This window comes from Amycolatopsis sp. N2S4-7, from assembly GCF_058119595.1.
This window is the reverse complement of sequence record NZ_CP172299.1, coordinates 4943473-4961603: the sequence shown is the minus strand read 5'-3', so window position 1 is coordinate 4961603 and position 18131 is coordinate 4943473. Positions and strand designations below refer to the sequence as shown.

General features: G+C 70.0%; 17 protein-coding genes. 12 read left to right on the top strand and 5 right to left on the bottom strand.

Annotated elements, in window-relative coordinates; genetic code table 11:
• Positions 1–17: 17 nt before the first annotated feature.
• Genes ACH54P_RS22955 through ACH54P_RS22940 form a run of 4 tightly spaced genes read left to right on the top strand, consistent with a single transcriptional unit; the run spans position 18 to position 2373 of the window.
• Positions 18–368, top strand: coding sequence for a hypothetical protein (locus ACH54P_RS22955; protein WP_489915948.1), 351 nt, complete (start codon positions 18–20; stop codon positions 366–368).
• Positions 365–1495, top strand: a complete 1131-nt coding sequence (locus tag ACH54P_RS22950) for a C40 family peptidase (protein ID WP_489915946.1) — start codon at positions 365–367, stop codon at positions 1493–1495. Before ACH54P_RS22955 ends, ACH54P_RS22950 begins: the two co-directional genes overlap by 4 nt.
• Positions 1496–1498: 3 nt before the next feature.
• Entirely contained in the window at positions 1499–1873 is a 375-nt protein-coding gene (locus ACH54P_RS22945) for a YbaB/EbfC family nucleoid-associated protein (RefSeq protein ID WP_489915944.1), read from the top strand.
• A 5-nt stretch (positions 1874–1878) separates the two neighbouring features.
• The gene (locus ACH54P_RS22940) at positions 1879–2373 is read left to right on the top strand and encodes a YbaB/EbfC family nucleoid-associated protein (RefSeq protein ID WP_489915942.1); all 495 of its coding nucleotides are present in this window, start codon (positions 1879–1881) and stop codon (positions 2371–2373) included.
• On the opposite strand, the gene ACH54P_RS22935 is transcribed toward ACH54P_RS22940, so the two are convergent.
• The gene (locus ACH54P_RS22935; RefSeq protein ID WP_489915940.1) at positions 2370–2861 is read right to left on the bottom strand and encodes a DinB family protein; all 492 of its coding nucleotides are present in this window, start codon (positions 2859–2861) and stop codon (positions 2370–2372) included. The genes ACH54P_RS22940 and ACH54P_RS22935 overlap by 4 nt on opposite strands.
• Before the next feature lie 154 nt (positions 2862–3015).
• Here ACH54P_RS22935 and ACH54P_RS22930 point away from each other — a divergent pair, with 154 nt between their 5' ends.
• The 6 genes from ACH54P_RS22930 to ACH54P_RS22905 all read left to right on the top strand — a co-directional run bounded on the left by ACH54P_RS22930 (position 3016) and on the right by ACH54P_RS22905 (position 9640).
• Positions 3016–4842 (top strand): glycoside hydrolase family 3 protein, encoded by a 1827-nt coding sequence (locus ACH54P_RS22930; RefSeq protein ID WP_489915938.1) that lies wholly within the window; start codon positions 3016–3018, stop codon positions 4840–4842.
• A 34-nt stretch (positions 4843–4876) separates the two neighbouring features.
• A complete protein-coding gene (locus tag ACH54P_RS22925) occupies positions 4877–6166 on the top strand; it encodes an RICIN domain-containing protein (RefSeq protein WP_489915936.1) in 1290 nt (429 codons plus the stop codon).
• Positions 6167–6319: 153 nt separating this feature from the next.
• Positions 6320–7504, top strand: a complete 1185-nt coding sequence (locus tag ACH54P_RS22920) for a lipid-transfer protein (RefSeq protein WP_489915934.1) — start codon at positions 6320–6322, stop codon at positions 7502–7504.
• Positions 7505–7512: 8 nt separating this feature from the next.
• Positions 7513–7944 (top strand): type II toxin-antitoxin system Rv0910 family toxin, encoded by a 432-nt coding sequence (locus ACH54P_RS22915; protein ID WP_489915932.1) that lies wholly within the window; start codon positions 7513–7515, stop codon positions 7942–7944.
• Complete coding sequence (locus tag ACH54P_RS22910; RefSeq protein ID WP_489915930.1) at positions 7941–8771, top strand: MaoC/PaaZ C-terminal domain-containing protein; 831 nt, start codon at positions 7941–7943, stop codon at positions 8769–8771. Before ACH54P_RS22915 ends, ACH54P_RS22910 begins: the two co-directional genes overlap by 4 nt.
• Complete coding sequence (locus tag ACH54P_RS22905) at positions 8771–9640, top strand: SDR family oxidoreductase (protein ID WP_489915928.1); 870 nt, start codon at positions 8771–8773, stop codon at positions 9638–9640. Before ACH54P_RS22910 ends, ACH54P_RS22905 begins: the two co-directional genes overlap by 1 nt.
• A gap of 51 nt (positions 9641–9691) precedes the next feature.
• Here the strand turns inward: ACH54P_RS22905 and ACH54P_RS22900 are convergent, their stop codons facing one another.
• From ACH54P_RS22900 to ACH54P_RS22890, 3 genes are all read right to left on the bottom strand, one after another.
• Positions 9692–12175 (bottom strand): DNA gyrase/topoisomerase IV subunit A, encoded by a 2484-nt coding sequence (locus ACH54P_RS22900; RefSeq protein ID WP_489915926.1) that lies wholly within the window; start codon positions 12173–12175, stop codon positions 9692–9694.
• 27 nt (positions 12176–12202) lie between these two features.
• A complete protein-coding gene (locus ACH54P_RS22895) occupies positions 12203–14254 on the bottom strand; it encodes a DNA gyrase/topoisomerase IV subunit B (protein WP_489915924.1) in 2052 nt (683 codons plus the stop codon).
• A gap of 133 nt (positions 14255–14387) precedes the next feature.
• Positions 14388–15737, bottom strand: coding sequence for a phospholipase D-like domain-containing protein (locus tag ACH54P_RS22890; RefSeq protein WP_489915922.1), 1350 nt, complete (start codon positions 15735–15737; stop codon positions 14388–14390).
• 106 nt (positions 15738–15843) lie between these two features.
• On the opposite strand from ACH54P_RS22890, the gene ACH54P_RS22885 reads away from it, so the two are divergent.
• Positions 15844–16935, top strand: a complete 1092-nt coding sequence (locus ACH54P_RS22885) for an LLM class flavin-dependent oxidoreductase (protein WP_489915920.1) — start codon at positions 15844–15846, stop codon at positions 16933–16935.
• Positions 16932–17519 (top strand): FMN reductase, encoded by a 588-nt coding sequence (locus tag ACH54P_RS22880; protein ID WP_489915918.1) that lies wholly within the window; start codon positions 16932–16934, stop codon positions 17517–17519. Before ACH54P_RS22885 ends, ACH54P_RS22880 begins: the two co-directional genes overlap by 4 nt.
• 8 nt (positions 17520–17527) lie before the next feature.
• On the opposite strand, the gene ACH54P_RS22875 is transcribed toward ACH54P_RS22880, so the two are convergent.
• Positions 17528–18130: a dihydrofolate reductase family protein gene (locus ACH54P_RS22875; RefSeq protein ID WP_489915916.1), complete on the bottom strand. Its 603-nt coding sequence runs from the start codon at positions 18128–18130 to the stop codon at positions 17528–17530.
• Between the last annotated feature and the right edge of the window lies 1 nt (position 18131).

The following is an 18131-nucleotide window of genomic DNA, read 5'->3' as shown; positions in this document are numbered from 1 at the left end:
GGTGACAGGGAGGGCCAGTGGACGGTTCGCATTCGGGGTTTCACGTCGACGACGGCGCGTACACGCGGTACGCGCGCGAAGTCGACCCGCTCGGTGAAGACGTCAAAGGCGCCGCGGACAAGCACGTCGGCCCGCACGTGACGCTCGGCGGCCACGGTTTTTCGGAGATGGGCGGGGAGTCCGGCTTCTCCGGGGCCTACAGCGGCCGGATGCGCGCGCTGCAGGAGAAGATGCACCGCGTCGGCGGCGGCTGGCGCCAGGTCGGCGAAGCCGCCCGGCAGACCGATCGCAACTACGCGGCGGTCGAGGCCGAGCACGGTGACGTCGTCCGGCGGCTCGGCGGAGACCTCGGGCAGGACCGCGCGTGACCGACGAGCACGCCGACCTCCTCGTCCGGCACGGCCTGGACACGACGAACCAGTTCGCGCAGAAGCTGCGCCACGACCCGGCCGCGATCGGCGGCGCGCGGGACGCGCACCTCGCGCTGCAGACGTCGGTGGGCACGACCCGCGACCACGCGTCCGCCCAGCGCGTCACCCTGACTTCGGCCAGCTCCGGCTCGACAACCGACCGCGCCACGGCGACGTCGAAGAGCCTCGAGCAGGAGGTCCAGGACCTCCTCGACGAGAGCGCCGAGATCGAGAAGGCCGTCGCCGAGGCGGCCGAGACCCTGCAGCTCGGCGAGATCAAGAACGACCAGGTCCGCGACCAGATCATCAAGGAGATCTCGGCGTCGATGAAGGCGCTCGCGGCGGTGAAGAACATCCAGCCGCCGGAGAGCCGCGGTGCCGCGTCCCGCGACATCCTGATGAAGCTGCAAACCAAGATCAGCCAGCTGACCGGCCAGGCCGCGACGTTCAGCGAGCAGACGATCAACCAGCTCACCGACATCGGCACCCGGCTCGGCGGCGAGGAGCAGACGACGTCGTCGAGCAGCGCGTCGCCGACGAAGGTCGGGTCGTCGTTCAACAGCAACAGCGGCTACTCCGGCGGCTCCGACGGCGGGGGCGGCGGAGGCGGGGGTGGCGGTGGCGGCGGTGGCGGCGGCGCCGTGCACAAGCCGCGGCTGCCGGTCGCGATCCCGCCGCAGCCCGGCTCCGGCGTCGCGATCAACCTGCCCGGCGGCAAGCAGGTCATGGCGCCGAACGAAACCGCGGCGAAGGCCGTCCGCAACGCGCTTTCCCAGCTCGGCGTGCCGTACGTCTGGGGCGGCACGGCGCGCGGCGTCGGCCTCGACTGCAGCGGGCTGACCATGACGTCGTACCAGGACGCGGGCCTGCAGCTGCCGCGGACCGCGGCCCAGCAGACGGTCGGTGCCGAGGTGCCCTCGATCGACCAGCTGCTGCCCGGCGACCTCGTCGTGTGGTCCGGGCACGTGGCGATGGTCATCGGCGACGGCCAGATGGTCGAGGCCGGCGACCCGGTGCAGATCAGCAAGATCCGCACCACGAACGCGGGACAGTCGTTCATCGGCTTCTACCGGCCCACGGGGTGAGTTGTGGCTGAATTCGACATCGACCTGGCTTCCGCGCGGGTCGCCGAGCAGGCCGGCCGGGCGGAGGCGGAAGCTTCCGCCCGCTTCGCGCGCTCGGGACCGGTGGTGGGCAAGGCCTCGTCCGACGCCGTCGAGGTCGAGGTGGCGCCCGGCGGGCTGCTCACGAGCGTGACGATCCACCGCTCCGCGCTGCGGCAGGGGTCGTCGGTGATCGCCGACCAGATCTTCGAGCTGGCCCAGCGCGCGACCCGCCGCGCGGGCGACAAGATGTACCACGCGCTGGCGCCGGTGGTGGACGCCGAACAGCTCGAGACGCTGGGCTACGAGCCGATCCCGGACGACGACCCGGACGCCGACACCTACTCGTACGGAAGGTGAGCGCGGTGATCACGACCCGTCAGCTGATCGCCCAGGCCCGGGCGCGGGAAGAGGCGATGTCCCGCGTCGAAGAGCTGCTCGCGTCGGCTTCCGGCACGGCCCACGACATCGACGGCCAGGTCGAGGTGACCGTCGACGCGCGCGGCAAGCTCCTGCGGCTGTGGCTGGCGCCGTCGGCGGTGAACCTGGGCGACCGCCTGGGCCCGCTCGTGGTGGAGATCGCCCAGGCGGCCATGCGCGAGGCGACCCAGGACGGCTACAACAAGGTCGCCCTGCTGCTCGGCGAAGACATGACGTTCATGATCGAGCAGATGACGGGCATCCCGGCGCCGGCCCGCGCGGAGGACGACGACCCGGGCATGACGGTCGAGGAGTTCCAGCGGCAGCGGGCCGAGCGCCTCGGTGCGGCGCCCGTGGAAGCTGCTCCTCCGGCACCGCCGGAGGATGAGGACGCGTACTGGGACTCCTTCGACCCGGCCTCGCTGCGCTCGGACCGTTAAGCCAGCTGGGCCGTCGAGTTCGCGCCGTCCAGCGCCTCGCGGATGATGTCCGCGTGACCCGCGTGCTGGGCCGTTTCGTGGATCAGGTGCAGCACGATCCGCCGTGCCGACCAGAACTGGGGCTCGGGCGGTGACCACGGCGTCGTCGGCAGCTGCACCAGTACGTCCAGCGAAGGCAGCGAAGCCACGTACTCGTCGGTCTCGGCCGCGGCGGCCGAGTAAGCCGAAAGCCAGTGCGACAACGTCTCGCTCATCGAGTACTGCGCCGTGTCCAGCATGCCTTCCGGGAGCGAGCCGTCGGCGTTGCGCAGCACCTGCAGCCACAGGCGCTCGCCCGTCGCGAGGTGGCGGACCAGCCCGCCCAGGGTCAGCTCGCTGACCGTCGTGCGCCGGCCCGCCTGCTCGTCGGAGAGGTCGCGCACCGGGATCAGCAAGCGCTTCCTGACTTCGGCGAGCAGCTGGAGGAGGTCTTCGTGTTCACGGCTCATGGGGGAACCGTAGAACCGAATTAGGCCAGATGGTGACCGGAATCGGCAATCCCGCTCAGCGGCACCCGAGTTCGGTCAGAGGTCTGGACCAACCCCCAAATCCTATGCATTAATTCAAGGCGTGAATTTTGGTCTCTCGACGAGGAGGACCCGCATGCGCTTCGGACGCAGGCTGGGCATCGGCGCGCTGGCCGTGGGGTTGCTGCTGGCGTCGGAAACCCCCGCGCTCGCCGGAAACGGCCCGGCCTACAAGGATTCCTGGCGCCCGGTGAAGGTCCGGGTGGCCGACCTGATGTCGCGCATGACGCTCGACGACAAGCTCGGCCAGATGATGCAGGCCGAACGCCTCGGGGTCAAAAGCCCGGCGGACGTGACCACGGGCAGGCTCGGTTCGCTGCTCTCCGGCGGCAGCTCGCAGCCGACCCCGAACACGCCCGTCACCTGGGCCGACATGTACGACGGCTTCCAGAAGGCCGCCCTCGCGACGCCGCTCGGCATCCCGCTGATCTACGGCGTCGACGCCGTCCACGGCCACAACGGCCTCTACGGCGCCACCGTCTTCCCGCACAACATCGGCCTCGGCGCGACGCGCGACCCGCGGCTGGTCGAGAAGATCGGCCGCGCCACCGCGGAAGAGGTCTCCGGCACCGGCATCGACTGGGACTTCGCGCCCTGCCTGTGCGTCGCCCGCAACGACCGCTGGGGCCGCACCTACGAGTCCTTCGGCGAGGTCCCGCAGCTGGCCACCGAGATGACGTCGATCATCACCGGGCTGCAGGGCCGCCGGCTGGACCAGCCGGGCTCGGTCATGGCCACCGCCAAGCACTACGTCGGCGACGGCGGCACCACCGGCGGCGTCAACGAAGGCAACACCGAGATCAGCGAGCAGGAGCTGCGGCAGATCCACCTGCCGCCGTTCAAGGCCGCCGTCCAGCGCGGGGTCGGCTCGGTGATGATCTCCTACAGCAGCTGGAACAGCGTGAAGATGCACGCCGGCTCCTACCTGATCAACGACGTCCTCAAGAAGGAGCTCGGCTTCACGGGGATCGTCGTCTCGGACTACAACGGCGTCGACAAGATCGACGGCAAGACCGGGTTCACCCCCGAAGAGGTCGAAGCCTCGATCAACGCCGGCATCGACATGGTGATGGTGCCCTACGAGTGGCAGAAGTTCATCGACACGCTGCGCACGCTCGTGCAGCAGGGCCGCGTGCCGATGTCCCGGATCGACGACGCCACCAGGCGCATCCTGACGAAGAAGTTCGAGCTCGGCCTGTTCGAGCACCCGCTGACCGACCGGCGGTTCCTGAACACCATCGGCAGCAAGCAGCACCGCGACCTCGCGCGCCAGGCCGTCCGCGAGTCCCAGGTCCTGCTGAAGAACGACAACCACGTGCTGCCGCTCGGCAAGCGGGACAAGATCCTCGTGGCCGGCAAGAGCGCGGACGACCTCGGCAACCAGTCCGGCGGCTGGACCGTCGGCTGGCAGGGCACCAGCGGCCCGGTCATCCCCGGCACCACGATCCTCCAGGGCATCGAGAAGAGCTCTTCGAAGGTGACCTACGCCAAGGACGGCACCGGGATCGACCGGAGCTACGACGTCGCCGTCGCGGTCGTGGGGGAGACGCCGTACGCGGAAGGCAAGGGCGACCGTCCACAGGGGATGGGACTGGACGCCACGGACCTCGCCACGCTGCAGAAGCTGAAGGACTCCGGGGTGCCGACGGTGGTCGTGCTGGTGTCCGGGCGGCCGCTCGACATCGCCGCGCAGCTGCCGGACTGGGCCGGGCTGGTCGAGTCGTGGCTGCCGGGCAGCGAGGGCCAGGGGGTCGCCGACGTCCTCTTCGGTGACTACAACCCGACCGGCAAGCTGCCGGTGACCTGGATGCGCAGCGCCGACCAGCAGCCGATCAACGCCGGTGACGGCAAGCCGGCGCTGTTCCCGTTCGGCTACGGGCTGCATTACTCGCGCCACTGGTGATCGTTCCCCGTTTCCCCACCGGAAAGGTTCCCGCATGCCGTCCAGAACCCGCCGTCCGCTGGTCCGGATCCTGGCGTTCTTCGCCGCCTGCCTGGGGCTCGCCCTGGGCAGCCCGGCGGTGGAGTCCGCACACGCCGCGACGCCGTTCAAGGTCCTCGCCTTCTACAGCGGCACGTACGACGCCGCGCACATCAGTTTCGAGAAGGAGGCCAACGTCTGGTTCCCGCAGCAGGCGGCGGCCAACGGGTTCACCTACACGGCCACGACCAACTGGAACCAGCTGACCACCATCACCCCGGCCCAGTACCAGGTGGTGATGTTCTTCGGCGACCAGCCGCAGTCGCAGGCCCAGTTCGAGGGCTTCCAGCGGTACATGCAGGCGGGCGGCGCGTTCTTCGGCTTCCACGTCACGGCGTACAACGACAGCTCCACGCCGTCGTACGCGAACTGGTTCCACAACGACTTCCTCGGCACCGGCCGGTTCACGTCGAACACGTGGGGCCCGACGGGGGAGACGCTGAAGATCGAGAACCGCACGCACCCGTCGACGGTGAACCTGCCGGCGACGATCAAGTCTTCGGTGTCCGAGTGGTACGCGTGGCAGAACGACCTGCGCCAGAACCCGAACATCTCGATCCTGGCGTCGATGGACCAGTCCACGTTCCCGATCGGCACGGACCCGAGCCAGACCTGGTACAGCGGCTACTACCCGATCATGTGGACGAACAAGAACTACAAGATGCTGTACGCGAACTTCGGCCACAACGCGATGAACTACGAGACGAACACCGCGCTGTCGTCGACGTTCGAAAGCGCCGACCAGAACCGGTTCGTGCTCGACGGCCTGAAGTGGCTCGGCGGCGGCGGGACGACGACCCCGCCGGACCCGGGCACGATCGACCCGGCGGCCTGGTACGCCGTGACGAACAAGGCGTCCGGCAAGTGCGTCGACGCGCGGGGCGCGGCCAGCGCCAACGGCACCGTGATCCAGCAGTACACCTGCAACGGCACCACGGCGCAGCAGTACCAGTTCGCCCCGACCAGCGGCGGGTACGACCGGGTCAACAACCGGACCAACCCCGCCCAGGTCATCGACGTCACGAACGTGGCGACGACGGACAACGCCGGCCTGCAGCTGTGGTCCTACAGCGGCGGCGGCAACCAGCAGTGGCAGCCCGTCTCCGAGGGCAGCGGCTACTACCACTTCGTCGCCCGCCACAGCGGCAAGTGCCTGACCGTGCCCGGATCGTCCACCGCGGACAGTGTCCAGCTGGTCCAGGCGACCTGTAACGGCAGCGCCGCTCAGTCGTTCAAGGTCGCTTAGGGGAAGGTCCGTGAAGGCCACCTCGGGGGAGTCCCTCGAGGTGGCCTTCACGGCTTTCCGGGGGCTCCTGACCTGCGGGTCAACGGTCTGCTCTTGATAAATACATGCCTGTCTGTATGTTTGTTGCCATCGGGTCGCCGAAGGGAGCGCAGCGTGGCGGGCAGGGTGTACGTCGTCGGCGTCGGGATGACGAAGTTCGAGAAACCCGGGCGGCGGGAAGGCTGGGACTACCCGCAGATGGCCCGCGAAGCCGGCACCAAAGCCCTCGAGGACGCCGGGATCGGCTACGACGCCGTCCAGCAGGCCTACGTCGGCTACGTCTACGGCGAGTCGACGTCCGGGCAGCGCGCGGTCTACGAGCTGGGGATGACCGGGATCCCGGTGGTCAACGTCAACAACAACTGCTCCACCGGCTCGACCGCGTTGTACCTGGCCGCGGAGGCGATCCGCGGCGGCCGCGCCGGCTGCGTGCTCGCGCTCGGCTTCGAGAAGATGAAGCCGGGGTCGCTCGCGTCGACCTACGACAACCGCGAACAGCCGCTGGGCAACCACCTCCAGGCGCTCGCCGAGATCTCCGAGGTGCTGTTCCCGCCCGCACTGTGGATGTTCGGCGCCGCCGGCCGCGAGCACATGAAGGCGTACGGCACGACGGCCGAGCACTTCGCGAAGATCGGCGAGAAGAACCACCGGCACTCCGTGAACAACCCGTACGCGCAGTTCCAGGACGCCTACACGCTCGACGACATCCTGGCGTCGCGGATGATCTACGACCCGCTGACCAAGCTGCAGTGCTCGCCGACGTCGGACGGCGCCGGCGCGGTGCTGCTCGCGAGCGAGTTCTTTGTGGACGTCAACGGACTGGCCGGGCGGGCCGTCGAGATCACCGGGCAGGCGCTGACCACGGACTTCCGCAGCACGTTCGACGGCAGCGCGAAGAACATCGTCGGCTACGACATGACCCGGCAGGCGGCGCTGCGGGTGTACGACCAGGCCGGCCTCGGGCCCGCCGACTTCCAGGTCGTCGAGCTGCACGACTGCTTCTCCGCCAACGAGCTGCTGACCTACGAAGCGCTCGGCCTCTGCGAAGAGGGCGAAGGCGGGCACCTGGTGGACGCCGGGGACACCACCTACGGGGGCCGGTGGGTCGTCAACCCGTCCGGCGGGCTCATCTCGAAGGGCCACCCGCTCGGCGCGACGGGGCTCGCCCAGTGCGCCGAACTCACCTGGCAGCTGCGCGGCGACGCCGGCGCGCGGCAGGTCGCGGACGTGCGGGCCGCGTTGCAGCACAACATCGGACTCGGTGGCGGCGCCGTCGTCACCGCCTACCAGCGAGCCTAGGAGAAACCATGGGTCGGATCAGCGCGTCCGTCGAACTGCCCGCGCCGCCGGAGAAGGTGTGGGCCGAGTTCTCGAACCCCGCCAACTTCGAGAAGTGGCTGACCATCCACACCAAGTGGAAGGGCGACGTCCCCGCCGGGTTCTCGGAGGGGTCGCAGGTGTCCGAAGTGGTCACCATGCTCGGGATGGCGAACACGATCACCTGGACCGTCGAGTCCTACGAGGCGCCGCACCGGCTGGTGATCTCGGGCACCGGGATGGCCGGGGTGAAGATCAGGTTCTCGCTGTCGGTGGCGGGGGCCGGTGACGCGTCGGCCGCCACCATCGAAGCCGAGTTCGCCGGGCAGATGATCATTGGCGCGCTCGGAAAGGCTGTCGAGAAGGACGGCAAGAAGAACCTCGACGAGTCGCTCGAGAAGTTCAAGGCCCTCGTCGCATGAAGTTCGACGCCGCCGGCCTCGGCAAGTGGACGTCGCCGTCGCACTTCGACGTCACGCGGGAGCGGATCGCCGAGTACGCGTCGGCGACCAACGACCCGATCCCGGCGCACCGCGCGGGCGACGTCGCGAGCCCGGTGTTCGCGATCGTCCCGGTGTTCCAGTCGCTGCTGGAGCCGGCGCTGGAGGTGGTGCCGCCGTCGCTGTTCGGCCGGGTGCTGCACGGCGAGCAGGACTTCCGGTTCCACCGCCCGATCCGGCCCGGCGACGCGCTGGTGTCACGCGCCAAGATGACCGGCTACGAAGGGCTGCCGAAGGGCACGCGGGCGACGGTCTACCTGGAATGCCGGTCGTCGGACGGTTCGCTGGTCAACGAGCAGTACGTGACGTTCTTTGTGCGCGGCTTCGACACCGGGGAGAAACGGGGCACGCTGGGGCCGTCACACCGCTTTGACGAGCGGTTGCGTTCGTCGTCGCCGATCGCGAAGGTCAGCCAGCACGTCGACGACGACCAGACGTTCCGCTACGGCCCGGCGGCCGGCGACCCGATGCCGATCCACCTCGACGACGAGGTCGCCCGTGCGGCGGGTCTGCCGGGGATCATCGCGCACGGGCTGTGCACGATGGCGTTCACGTCGTGGGCGCTGCTGACCGAGGTGGCGGGGTCCTCGGCCGGGAGGCTGCGCCGCCTCGCCGTCCGGTTCGCCGCGCCCGTGCGGCCGGGCCAGGACCTGTCGACGTCGATCTGGGCCGCGGGTCCCGGCGCTTTCGCTTTCGAAACCACGGTCGGGGACACCCTCGTGATCAAAGACGGACTTGCGGAGCTGTGATGGGTGCACTCGACGGGCGCGTTGCGCTGGTGACCGGCGCGGGCCGGGGGATCGGGCGAGAGCACGCCCTCCTGTTCGCGCGTGAGGGCGCTTCGGTCGTGGTCAACGACCTGGGTGGCGACAACGACGGGAGCGGCTCGTCCGCCGGGCCCGCTGCTTCGGTGGTTTCCGAAATCCGTGCGCTGGGCGGTTCGGCGGTGGCGAACACGTCGGACGTGGCGTCGTGGCCGGGTGCGTCGGAGCTGGTGGACCAGGCGGTTTCGGAGTACGGGCGGCTGGACGTCGTGGTGAACAACGCGGGCATCCTGCGGGACGCGTTCGTCGCGAGCATCACCGAGGAGCAGTGGGATTCGGTGATCGCGGTCCACCTGAAGGGCCACGCGGCGGTCCTGCACCACGCGGCGGCGTACTGGAAGTCGCTGTCGAAGGCGGGTTCTCCGGTGGCGGCGTCGGTGATCAACACGGCGTCGGCGTCCGGCGTCACGCTGCCGAACGCGGGCCAGCTCAACTACGGCGCGGCGAAGGCGGGCATCGCGGCGATGACCCTGGTGGCGGCGGCGGAGCTGGAGCGCTATGGAGTGCGGGTGAACGCGATCGCCCCGATCGCCCGTACGCGGCTGACGCTGGCGACCCCGGGGATGGGCGCGATCTTCGCGGAACCGGTGGCGGAAGGCGAGTTCGACGCGTTCTCGCCGGCGAACATCTCGCCGTTGGTGGCGTACCTGGCGACCGAGAAGTGCCCGGTGACGGGCAAGGTGTTCGCGGTCCAGGGCGGCGCGATTTCGGAACTGGCGGGCTGGCACGACGTGAAGGTCATCGAGACCGAAGGCCCGTGGGAGATCGACGACATCGCGGCGAGGCTGCCCTGAGGGGCCGCGAGTGTTCAGGCGGGTCCTAACCCGCCTGAACACTCACGACCGTCAGTCGCGCTCGATGAGGTGGCCTACCACGTCCGGGCCGGGGTGGGCGTGGCCTGAACCGTCCCGGCGGACGTCGATCTCCGGGAGCTCCACCGGGTCTCCGTTGCGTGCCGACCCTGCCGGGCGTGGGCCGATCCACGCCACCCTCAATGCCGTCTCGCCCTTCAGGAACCGCTGCGCCCGGACGCCGCCCGTGGCTCGGCCCTTGGCCGGGTACTCGCTGAACGGTGTCACCTTCACGCTCTGGCCCGTCGACGTGATCACCATGGGCTCGCCGTGCTCGTCGTCGTCCGTGCGGATGGCTCCGAAGAACACCACCGAGCCCGCACCGACGTTCATGCCCGCCATGCCGCCGCCCTTGAGGCCCTGGGGGCGGACCAGGGAGGCCGCGTACTTCAGCAGCGAAGCCTCCGAGGACACGAACGCCAGGGTCTCCGAGCCGTCCGTGAGCCAGGTTGCCCCGACCACCTCGTCGCCGTCCTTCAACGAGATCACTTCGAACTCGTCCGAGCGGACCGGCCACTCCGGGGAACACACCTTCACCACGCCCGCCCGCGTGCCCAGCGCGAGGCCCGGTGAGCCGGCCGCCTGGTCACCCAACGGGGCGATCCCGACGACCGTCTCGCCCTTCTCCAGCGGGACCAGCTCGCGAGCCGCCATGCCGCCGCGCAGGGAGACCGTGCCCGCCTGCTCCGGCAGCACCGGCAGGGGCAGCACGTCCGTCTTGAACGCCCGGCCGCGGCTGGTCACCAGCAGGACCTGGCCGCGCGCTGTCGTGTGGACCACCGCCGACACCGCGTCGTGCTTCACGCGGCCGTTGCGGCGGCGGGTCTCCGTCGACTCCTCGGACTCCGCCGCCGTGCGGGCCACCAGGCCGGTCGCCGAAAGGATCACCTGGCACGGGTCGTCCGCGACTTCGAGGGGGCCCGAAGGCTTCGACGCGGCCAGGACCTCCTTCAGGTCGCCGTCGATCAGGGCGGTGCGGCGCTCGGTCGGGAAGTCCTTCGCGATCTTCGCCAGCTCCGACGAGACGAGCTTCTTCAGCACCGACTCGTCGTCGAGGATCTTGGTCAGCTCCGCGATCTCCTCGCGCAGCCGCTCCTGCTCCGACTCCAGCTCCAGCCGGTCGTACTTGGTCAACCGGCGCAGCGGCGTGTCCAGGATGTACGTCGCCTGGATCTCCGACAGCTTGAAGCGCGTCATCAAGCCGTCCTTCGCGGCCTGCGCGTTCTCGCTCTCGCGGATGAGCTTGATCACCTTGTCGATGTTCAGCAGCGCGATCAGCAGGCCGTCGACCAGGTGCAGCCGCTCTTCGCGCTTGCGGCGCCGGTACTTGGTCCGCCGCGTGACTACGTCGTAGCGGTGGCGGAGGAAGACTTCCAGGAGCTCCTTGAGCCCGAGGGTCTGCGGCTGGCCGTCGACGAGCACCAGGTTGTTGATGCCGAACGACTGCTCCAGCGGCGTGAGCCGGTACAGGTCGGCCAGCAGCGCCTGCGGGTTGACGCCGACCTTGCACTCGATGACCAGCCGCGTGCCGTTCTCGCGGTCGGTGAGGTCCTTGACGTCGGCGATGCCGGTGAGCCGCTTGGACTTGTTGACCTCGTCGGTGATCTTCTCGATCACCTTCTCCGGGCCGACGCCGTAGGGCAGTTCGGTGACGGTGATCGCCTGCCGCCCGCGGCTGCCCTCCAGCGGTCCGGTCTCGACGCTCGCGCGCATCCGGACCACGCCGCGGCCGGTCTCGTACGCGCGGCGGACCTCGTCGAGGCCCAGCAGCTTCCCGCCGGTGGGCAGGTCGGGGCCGGGGACGAACTCCATCAGCTTGTCGAGCGTCGCGCTCGGGTGCGTGATCAGCCACCGCGCCGCGGCGACGACCTCGCCGAGGTTGTGCGGGATCATGTTGGTCGCCATCCCGACCGCGATCCCCGACGTGCCGTTGACCAGCAGGTTCGGGAACGCCGCGGGCAGCACGGACGGCTCCTCGAGCGAACCGTCGTAGTTCGGGCGGAAGTCGACGGTGTCCTCGCCGAGTTCGCCGACCAGCTGCATCGCCTCCGGTGACATCCGCGCTTCGGTGTACCGCGAGGCGGCCGGGCCGTCGTCGGGGCTGCCGAAGTTGCCGTGGCCGTCGATCAGCGGGACGTTCAGCGAGAAGTCCTGCGCCAGCCGCACCATGGCGTCGTAGATCGCGACGTCACCGTGCGGGTGGTACTTGCCCATCACGTCGCCGACCACGCGCGACGACTTCACGTACGCGTGCGTCGGGCGGTAGCCGTTCTCGTTCATCGAGTACAGGATCCGGCGGTGCACCGGCTTCAGCCCGTCCCGCGCGTCCGGCAGGGCGCGCGAGTGGATGACCGAATACGCGTACTCCAGGTACGAGTCTTCGATCTCCGTCTTCAGCGAGTTGTCGAAGACGTTCGCGCCGGCGCGGTCGAACGCGCTGGGATCGACCTTGGTGGTGGTGCCCTTGCGGCGTGCCACGGCAGAACTCCTTGGTAGCTAAGAAAATTAAGCGTCGATGGCGTCGCGGTCGATCCGGTCGGAGGAGGCGACCAGCCAGTTCCGCCGGGGCTCGACCTTCTCGCCCATCAGCAGCTCCAGCGCGCCCTCGGCGGCCTCGGCGTCGTCCATGGTGATCCGGCGGACCGAGCGGGTGGCCGGGTTCATCGTGGTCTCCCACAGCTCGTCGGCGTCCATCTCGCCGAGACCCTTGAACCGCGGCACCGGGGTGACGATGCTCTTGCCCGCCCGCTCCAGCTCGGCGAACTTCGACTCCATCTCCTGCTGGGTGAAGGTGAAGTGCGTCTCCGGGTTGCGGCCCTTCGTGACGAGCTTGTGCAACGGCGGCATCGCCGCGTACAGCCGGCCGTCTTCGATCACCGGGCGCATGTACTTCGCGAACAGCGTGATCAGCAGGGTCCGGATGTGCGAGCCGTCGACGTCGGCGTCGGCCATCAGGATGACCCGGCCGTAGCGCATGGTCGACAGGTCGAACGTGCGCCCGGTGCCCGCGCCGAGCACCTGCACGATCGACGCGATCTCGGCGTTCTTCAGCGTGTCGCCGAGCGACGCCTTCTGGACGTTCAGGATCTTGCCGCGCAGCGGGAGCAGCGCCTGGTACTCGGACACGCGCGCCATCCGCGCCGACCCCAGCGCGCTGTCACCCTCGACGAGGAACAGTTCGCTGCGCGAGACGCCGGTGGTGCGGCAGTCGACCAGCTTCGGCGGCATCGCCGCGCCCTCGAGCGCGGTCTTGCGCCGGGCGGCGTCCTTCTGCTGCTTCTGGGTGAGCCGGACGCGGGAGGCGTCGACCACCTTCTGCAGCACGACCTTGGCCTCGGACTTCGTCTTGCGGTCCTCGGTCCACGCCTTGACGTGCTTGTCGACGATGCCCTGGATGACCCGGGTGATGCCCGCGGTGGACAGCTCGTCCTTCGTCTGCGACGTGAACTGCGGTTCCGGCAGCCGGACGTGCACCACGGCCGTCATGCCCTCGAGGACGTCCTCGATCGTCGGCATGTCCTCCTTGGGCTTGAGCAGCCCGCGGGTCTTGGAGATGGCCTCCTGCAACGCCTTCGCCACCGCGCGGTCGAAGCCGCGCCGGTGGGTGCCGCCGTGGACGTTGCGGATCGTGTTGGTGAAGCACTCGACCGTGCGCTCGTAGCCGGTGCCCCAGCGCAGCGCCACCTCGACCTCGGCCCGGCGCTCCACATTGGACTGCATGACGCCGGTGGCGTCCGCCGCGTTCTCCTTGTACGTGCCTTCGCCGGTGATCAGCAGCGTGCCGCAGACCGGCTTTTCCCCCGACGGGGTCAGGAAGTCGACCATGTCCACCAGCCCGTGCGGGAAGTGGAAGGTCTCCTCGTTGATCGTGTCCTCGATCGCCGTGCGCAGCACGTACGTGACGCCCGGCACGAGGAACGCGGTGTTGCGCAGCTTCGCCCGCACGCCCTCGACGTCCAGGGCCGCGCCGGACTCGAAGTAGCGGGCGTCGTACCAGTAGCGGATCGAGGTGCCGGAGCGCTCGCCGCGCTTCATCTTGCCGATGACGTTCAGCCCGGAGCGGCGGGTGAACTTCGCCTTCGGTCCGGGCCCGTCGAACGTGCCGGGGACGCCGTGCTTGAACGACATCTGGTGGACCTTGCCGTCCTGCTTCACGGTGACGTCGAAGCGGTGCGACAGCGCGTTGACCGCCGAAGCGCCGACGCCGTGCAGGCCGCCGGAGGTCTTGTAGCCGGAGCCGCCGAACTTGCCGCCGGCGTGCAGCCGGGTCAGCACCAGCTCGACGCCGGACAAACCGGACTTGGCGTGGGTGCCGGTGGGGATGCCGCGGCCGTCGTCGTCGACCTGGACGCTGCCGTCGGCGTGCAGCGTGACGACAACCTTCGTCGCGTGGCCGGCGGCACCCTCGTCCGTCGAGTTGTCCACGACTTCGGAGAAGAGGTGGTTGATGCCCCGGCTGTCGGTGGAGCCGATGTACATCCCGGGTCGTTTGCGGACGGCTTCGAGACCCTCGAGATGCGTCAGGTCGTCGGCCCCGTACAAGGTCTCGGCAGTCACAGGGTCGTTCTCCCGGATCGTGGCTCGCGAAAGTGCTGGTGGTGGTGCGGACTCGCCTGCACCGTAGTGCAGGATATCCGCCGACCCCGACAACTTCCGCGCGCTGCCGTCTCCGGAGTGGCGTGCGCCGCCCCTAACGGGGGTCGTAGCCCAGGTCCGGCCACAGTGCCAGCAGGGCTTCGATCTTCCGCGGCACCTGGAAGTTGTTCCGGAAGTTCGGCTTCTCGCCGATCGTGGCGAGGCTCTTGCGGAGGTCGCCGAACACCGGCTTCGCGGACGTCTCCCGCGTCAGGAGGTAGCAGTAGGTGCGGCGCGGGTACGCGTACTCGTCCGTGTAAGCCTGCAGCACGAGACCGGGGGCCTCGATCCGCGACCCGACGAGGGCCCGGCCCTGCTTCTGGCTGTAGACGCGGATCACGTGCACGCCCGGGCGGAGCGTGCGCGGCGGGTCCTGGCCCTGGCCGTCGTCGGCCCAGAACAGCTCGACGCGGAACGGTGCTTCGCCGTTCTCGCCGGGGTGCGTGTACTCGCGCGCCAGCTCTTCGAGCCGGTACTCGGCCTCGGCCGACGGCTCGCCGCCTTCGACGAGGCTGACGAGGTACAGCTCGGCCGGGCGCGGCCAGGACGGCCGGGGCACGTCGGTCTCGGGCGCTTCGGTGGCTTCGGTGGCTTCGGGCTCGACGGCCGCTGCCGCAACCGGTTCCGGTACCTCGGCCGGAGCCGGGGACTCGGCGGCCGAGGCGGCCGAAGCGGGCGCCGCGGACTCGGCCACCGGGGCCGGTTCGGGTGCGGCGGGGGCGGGAGCCTCCGCCGGGCGCACCGGCGACGGCGCCGGGGGAGCGGGCCGGACCGGGGACGGGGGCGGCGTGACCGCCGCGGGGCGGACGGGTGCCGCCGGGCGGCTCGTCACGACCGGCCGGGACGGCGCGGCGGCCCGGGTGGTCGTGGCCGGGCGCGACGCGGTGACCGGCTTGCCGGCCCCGTACTGCTCCAGGAGCGGCTCCAGGTCACCCGCGGTCAGGGCGGGCCCCGCGAGGTCGCACCACTCGAGCCAGGCCTCCTGGGCCTCTTCGACGGTGTGCTTCTCGTTCGAGACGGTCACCGCCTCGAACAGCTGCCGCGGGCCGGCGGCCGTGACGTCGGCCGAGCCGACCACGACGAACGCCGGGTCGTCCTCGGCGATCACCAGCTTCGCGTTCAGCCCGCGCAGGGAGTGCACGATCACGCCCGCCTTCACCCAGTGCAGCAGGGCGTGCGGGCTCGTCGCCCCGGACAGCACCGTGTCCAGGCTCGCGTCGGTGATCACCGTGTCGCCCGGTTGCAACGGCAGCAGGGCGGCCGCGCCGGGACCGACGTGGCCGAAGGCGGCCACCAGGTTCCGGCGCGGGGCGAGCAGGGGGGTGATCGAGGCCCAGATGTCGCGGCCGGTGAGGAGTCGTACCGAACGTTCTGCCAAGCCCAGCCGAGCGCATTCCGCGTCCATGTCCCCGACCTTAGCCGGTGCCCTCCCCAGGCCGATGAACCGGAATATCTCTTGCTTGGAAGTAGTTGAACGCGCACGTAAGATGGGCTCGCGAAGGGAGCAGGTCATGCAGTTCGGAATCTTCACGGTGGGCGACGTCACGACCGATCCCACGAACGGCACCACGCCGACGGAACACGAGCGGATCAAGGCGATGGTCCGGATCGCGCTCAAGGCCGAAGAGGTCGGGCTCGACGTCTTCGCGACCGGCGAGCACCACAACCCGCCCTTCGTGCCGTCGTCGCCGACGACGCTGCTGGGCCACATCGCGGCGCAGACGTCCAAGATCATCCTGTCGACGTCGACCACGCTGATCACCACGAACGACCCGGTGAAGATCGCCGAGGACTTCGCGATGCTGCAGCACCTCGCCGACGGCCGCGTCGACCTCATGATGGGCCGCGGCAACACCGGCCCGGTCTACCCGTGGTTCGGCGAGGACATCCGGCAGGGCATCCCGCTGGCTATCGAGAAGTACGCGCTGCTGCGCCGGCTCTGGCGCGAGGACGTCGTCGACTGGTCCGGCAAGTTCCGCACGCCGCTGCAGGGCTTCACGGCCACGCCGCGCCCGCTCGACGGCGTCCCGCCGTTCGTCTGGCACGGCTCGATCCGCAGCCCGGAGATCGCCGAGCAGGCCGCCTTCTACGGCGACGGCTTCTTCGCCAACCACATCTTCTGGCCCAAGGAGCACTTCCAGCAGCTGATCGGCTTCTACCGCCAGCGCTTCGAGCACTACGGGCACGGCTCCGCCGACCAGGCGATCGTCGGCCTCGGCGGGCAGGCGTTCATCCGGCCGAAGTCCCAGGACGCGTGGAACGAGTTCCGGCCGTACTTCGACAACGCGCCGGTGTACGGGCACGGCCCGTCCCTGGAGGAGTTCACCGACCAGACGCCGCTGACCGTCGGCAGCCCCCAGGAGGTCATCGACAAGACGCTGACCTTCCGCGAGCACTTCGGCGACTACCAGCGCCAGCTGTTCCTGATGGACCACGCCGGCCTGCCGCTGAAGACCGTGCTGGAGCAGCTCGACCTGCTCGGCGAGCACGTCGTTCCCGTGCTGCGCAAGGAACTCGACGCGCTGCGCCCCGCCCACGTGCCGGAGGCGCCGACGCACGAATCGCTGAAGGCGGCGGCCACGCTGGTGGGGAGTGAAGCATGAAGCTCGCGGTGGTGACGGCGGGGCTGTCGGTGCCCTCGTCGACCCGGTTGCTGGCCGACCGGCTGGCCGCGGCGACCGTCGCCGCGGCCGGGTCCCCGGTCGAGGTGGACGTCGTCGAGCTGCGCGACATCGCCCTGGACGTCACGAAGAACCTGCTGACCGGCTTTCCGAGCCCGGCGCTGCGCAGCGCGATCGAGACGGTGACCGGCGCGGACGCCCTGATCGTCGTGACGCCGGTGTTCACCGCCGGCTACAGCGGCCTGTTCAAGTCGTTCTTCGACGTGCTCGACGCGGACTCGCTGGCGGGCATGCCGGTGCTGCTCGGCGCGACCGGCGGCACCGAACGGCATTCGCTGGTGCTCGACTACCAGCTGCGGCCGCTCTTCGGGTACCTGAAGGCGGATCCGGTCGCTACCGGCGTGTACGCGGCTTCGTCCGATTGGGGCAACGGCGAAGGCGCGTTGCAGCGGCGGATCGAGAAGGCCGGTGCGGAGCTGGCGTCGCTGGCCGCGGGACGGCCCGCGGTACCGGCCGAGCCGGCCTTCGTCCCCTTCGACCAGCTGCTGGCGGCCGCGGGCGACTGACCGTCCACTCAGGACCGGTAGTGCACCCGGTACCGCAGGTGGGTCACGCCTTCGCCGGCGACGACCTCGACGCGCTCCAGCTCGGCCTTGCCGGGGTCGACGTTCTCGAAGTACCGCACCCCTTCGCCGAGGAACACCGGCACGAGGTCGATCCGCACCTCGTCGAGCAGGCCGAGGTTCAGGCACTGCTGGGCGATGGCGGGGCCGGAGACGCCGACGGTGCCGTCGCCGGCCGCCTTGGCCCGCTCGATCGCGCTCTCGACGTCGGGGCAGAAGGTGAACGGCGCCAGGTGCCCGGCCGGCCAGTCCGCGGGCGGCGGGCGGTGCGTCACGACGAACGCCGCACCCCCGCCCGGCGGTTTGCCGCCCCAGCCGCGGGTGTACTCGAACACGCGGCGGCCGCAGACGAACGCGCTGTGGCGGACCGAATCGAGGAACGCGCGCAGGTAGCCCGCGCTGGCGGGGGCGACGCGGAAGGTCAGCGGGTAGCCGGCCATCGGGACCTCGACGTCGCCGTTCGAGTACCAGTCGAAGAGCGGCCCGACGCTGTCGTCGGGCCGCGCCACGAACCCGTCGAGCGACGTGCAGAAGCTCGCCACGACCCCGGGCACG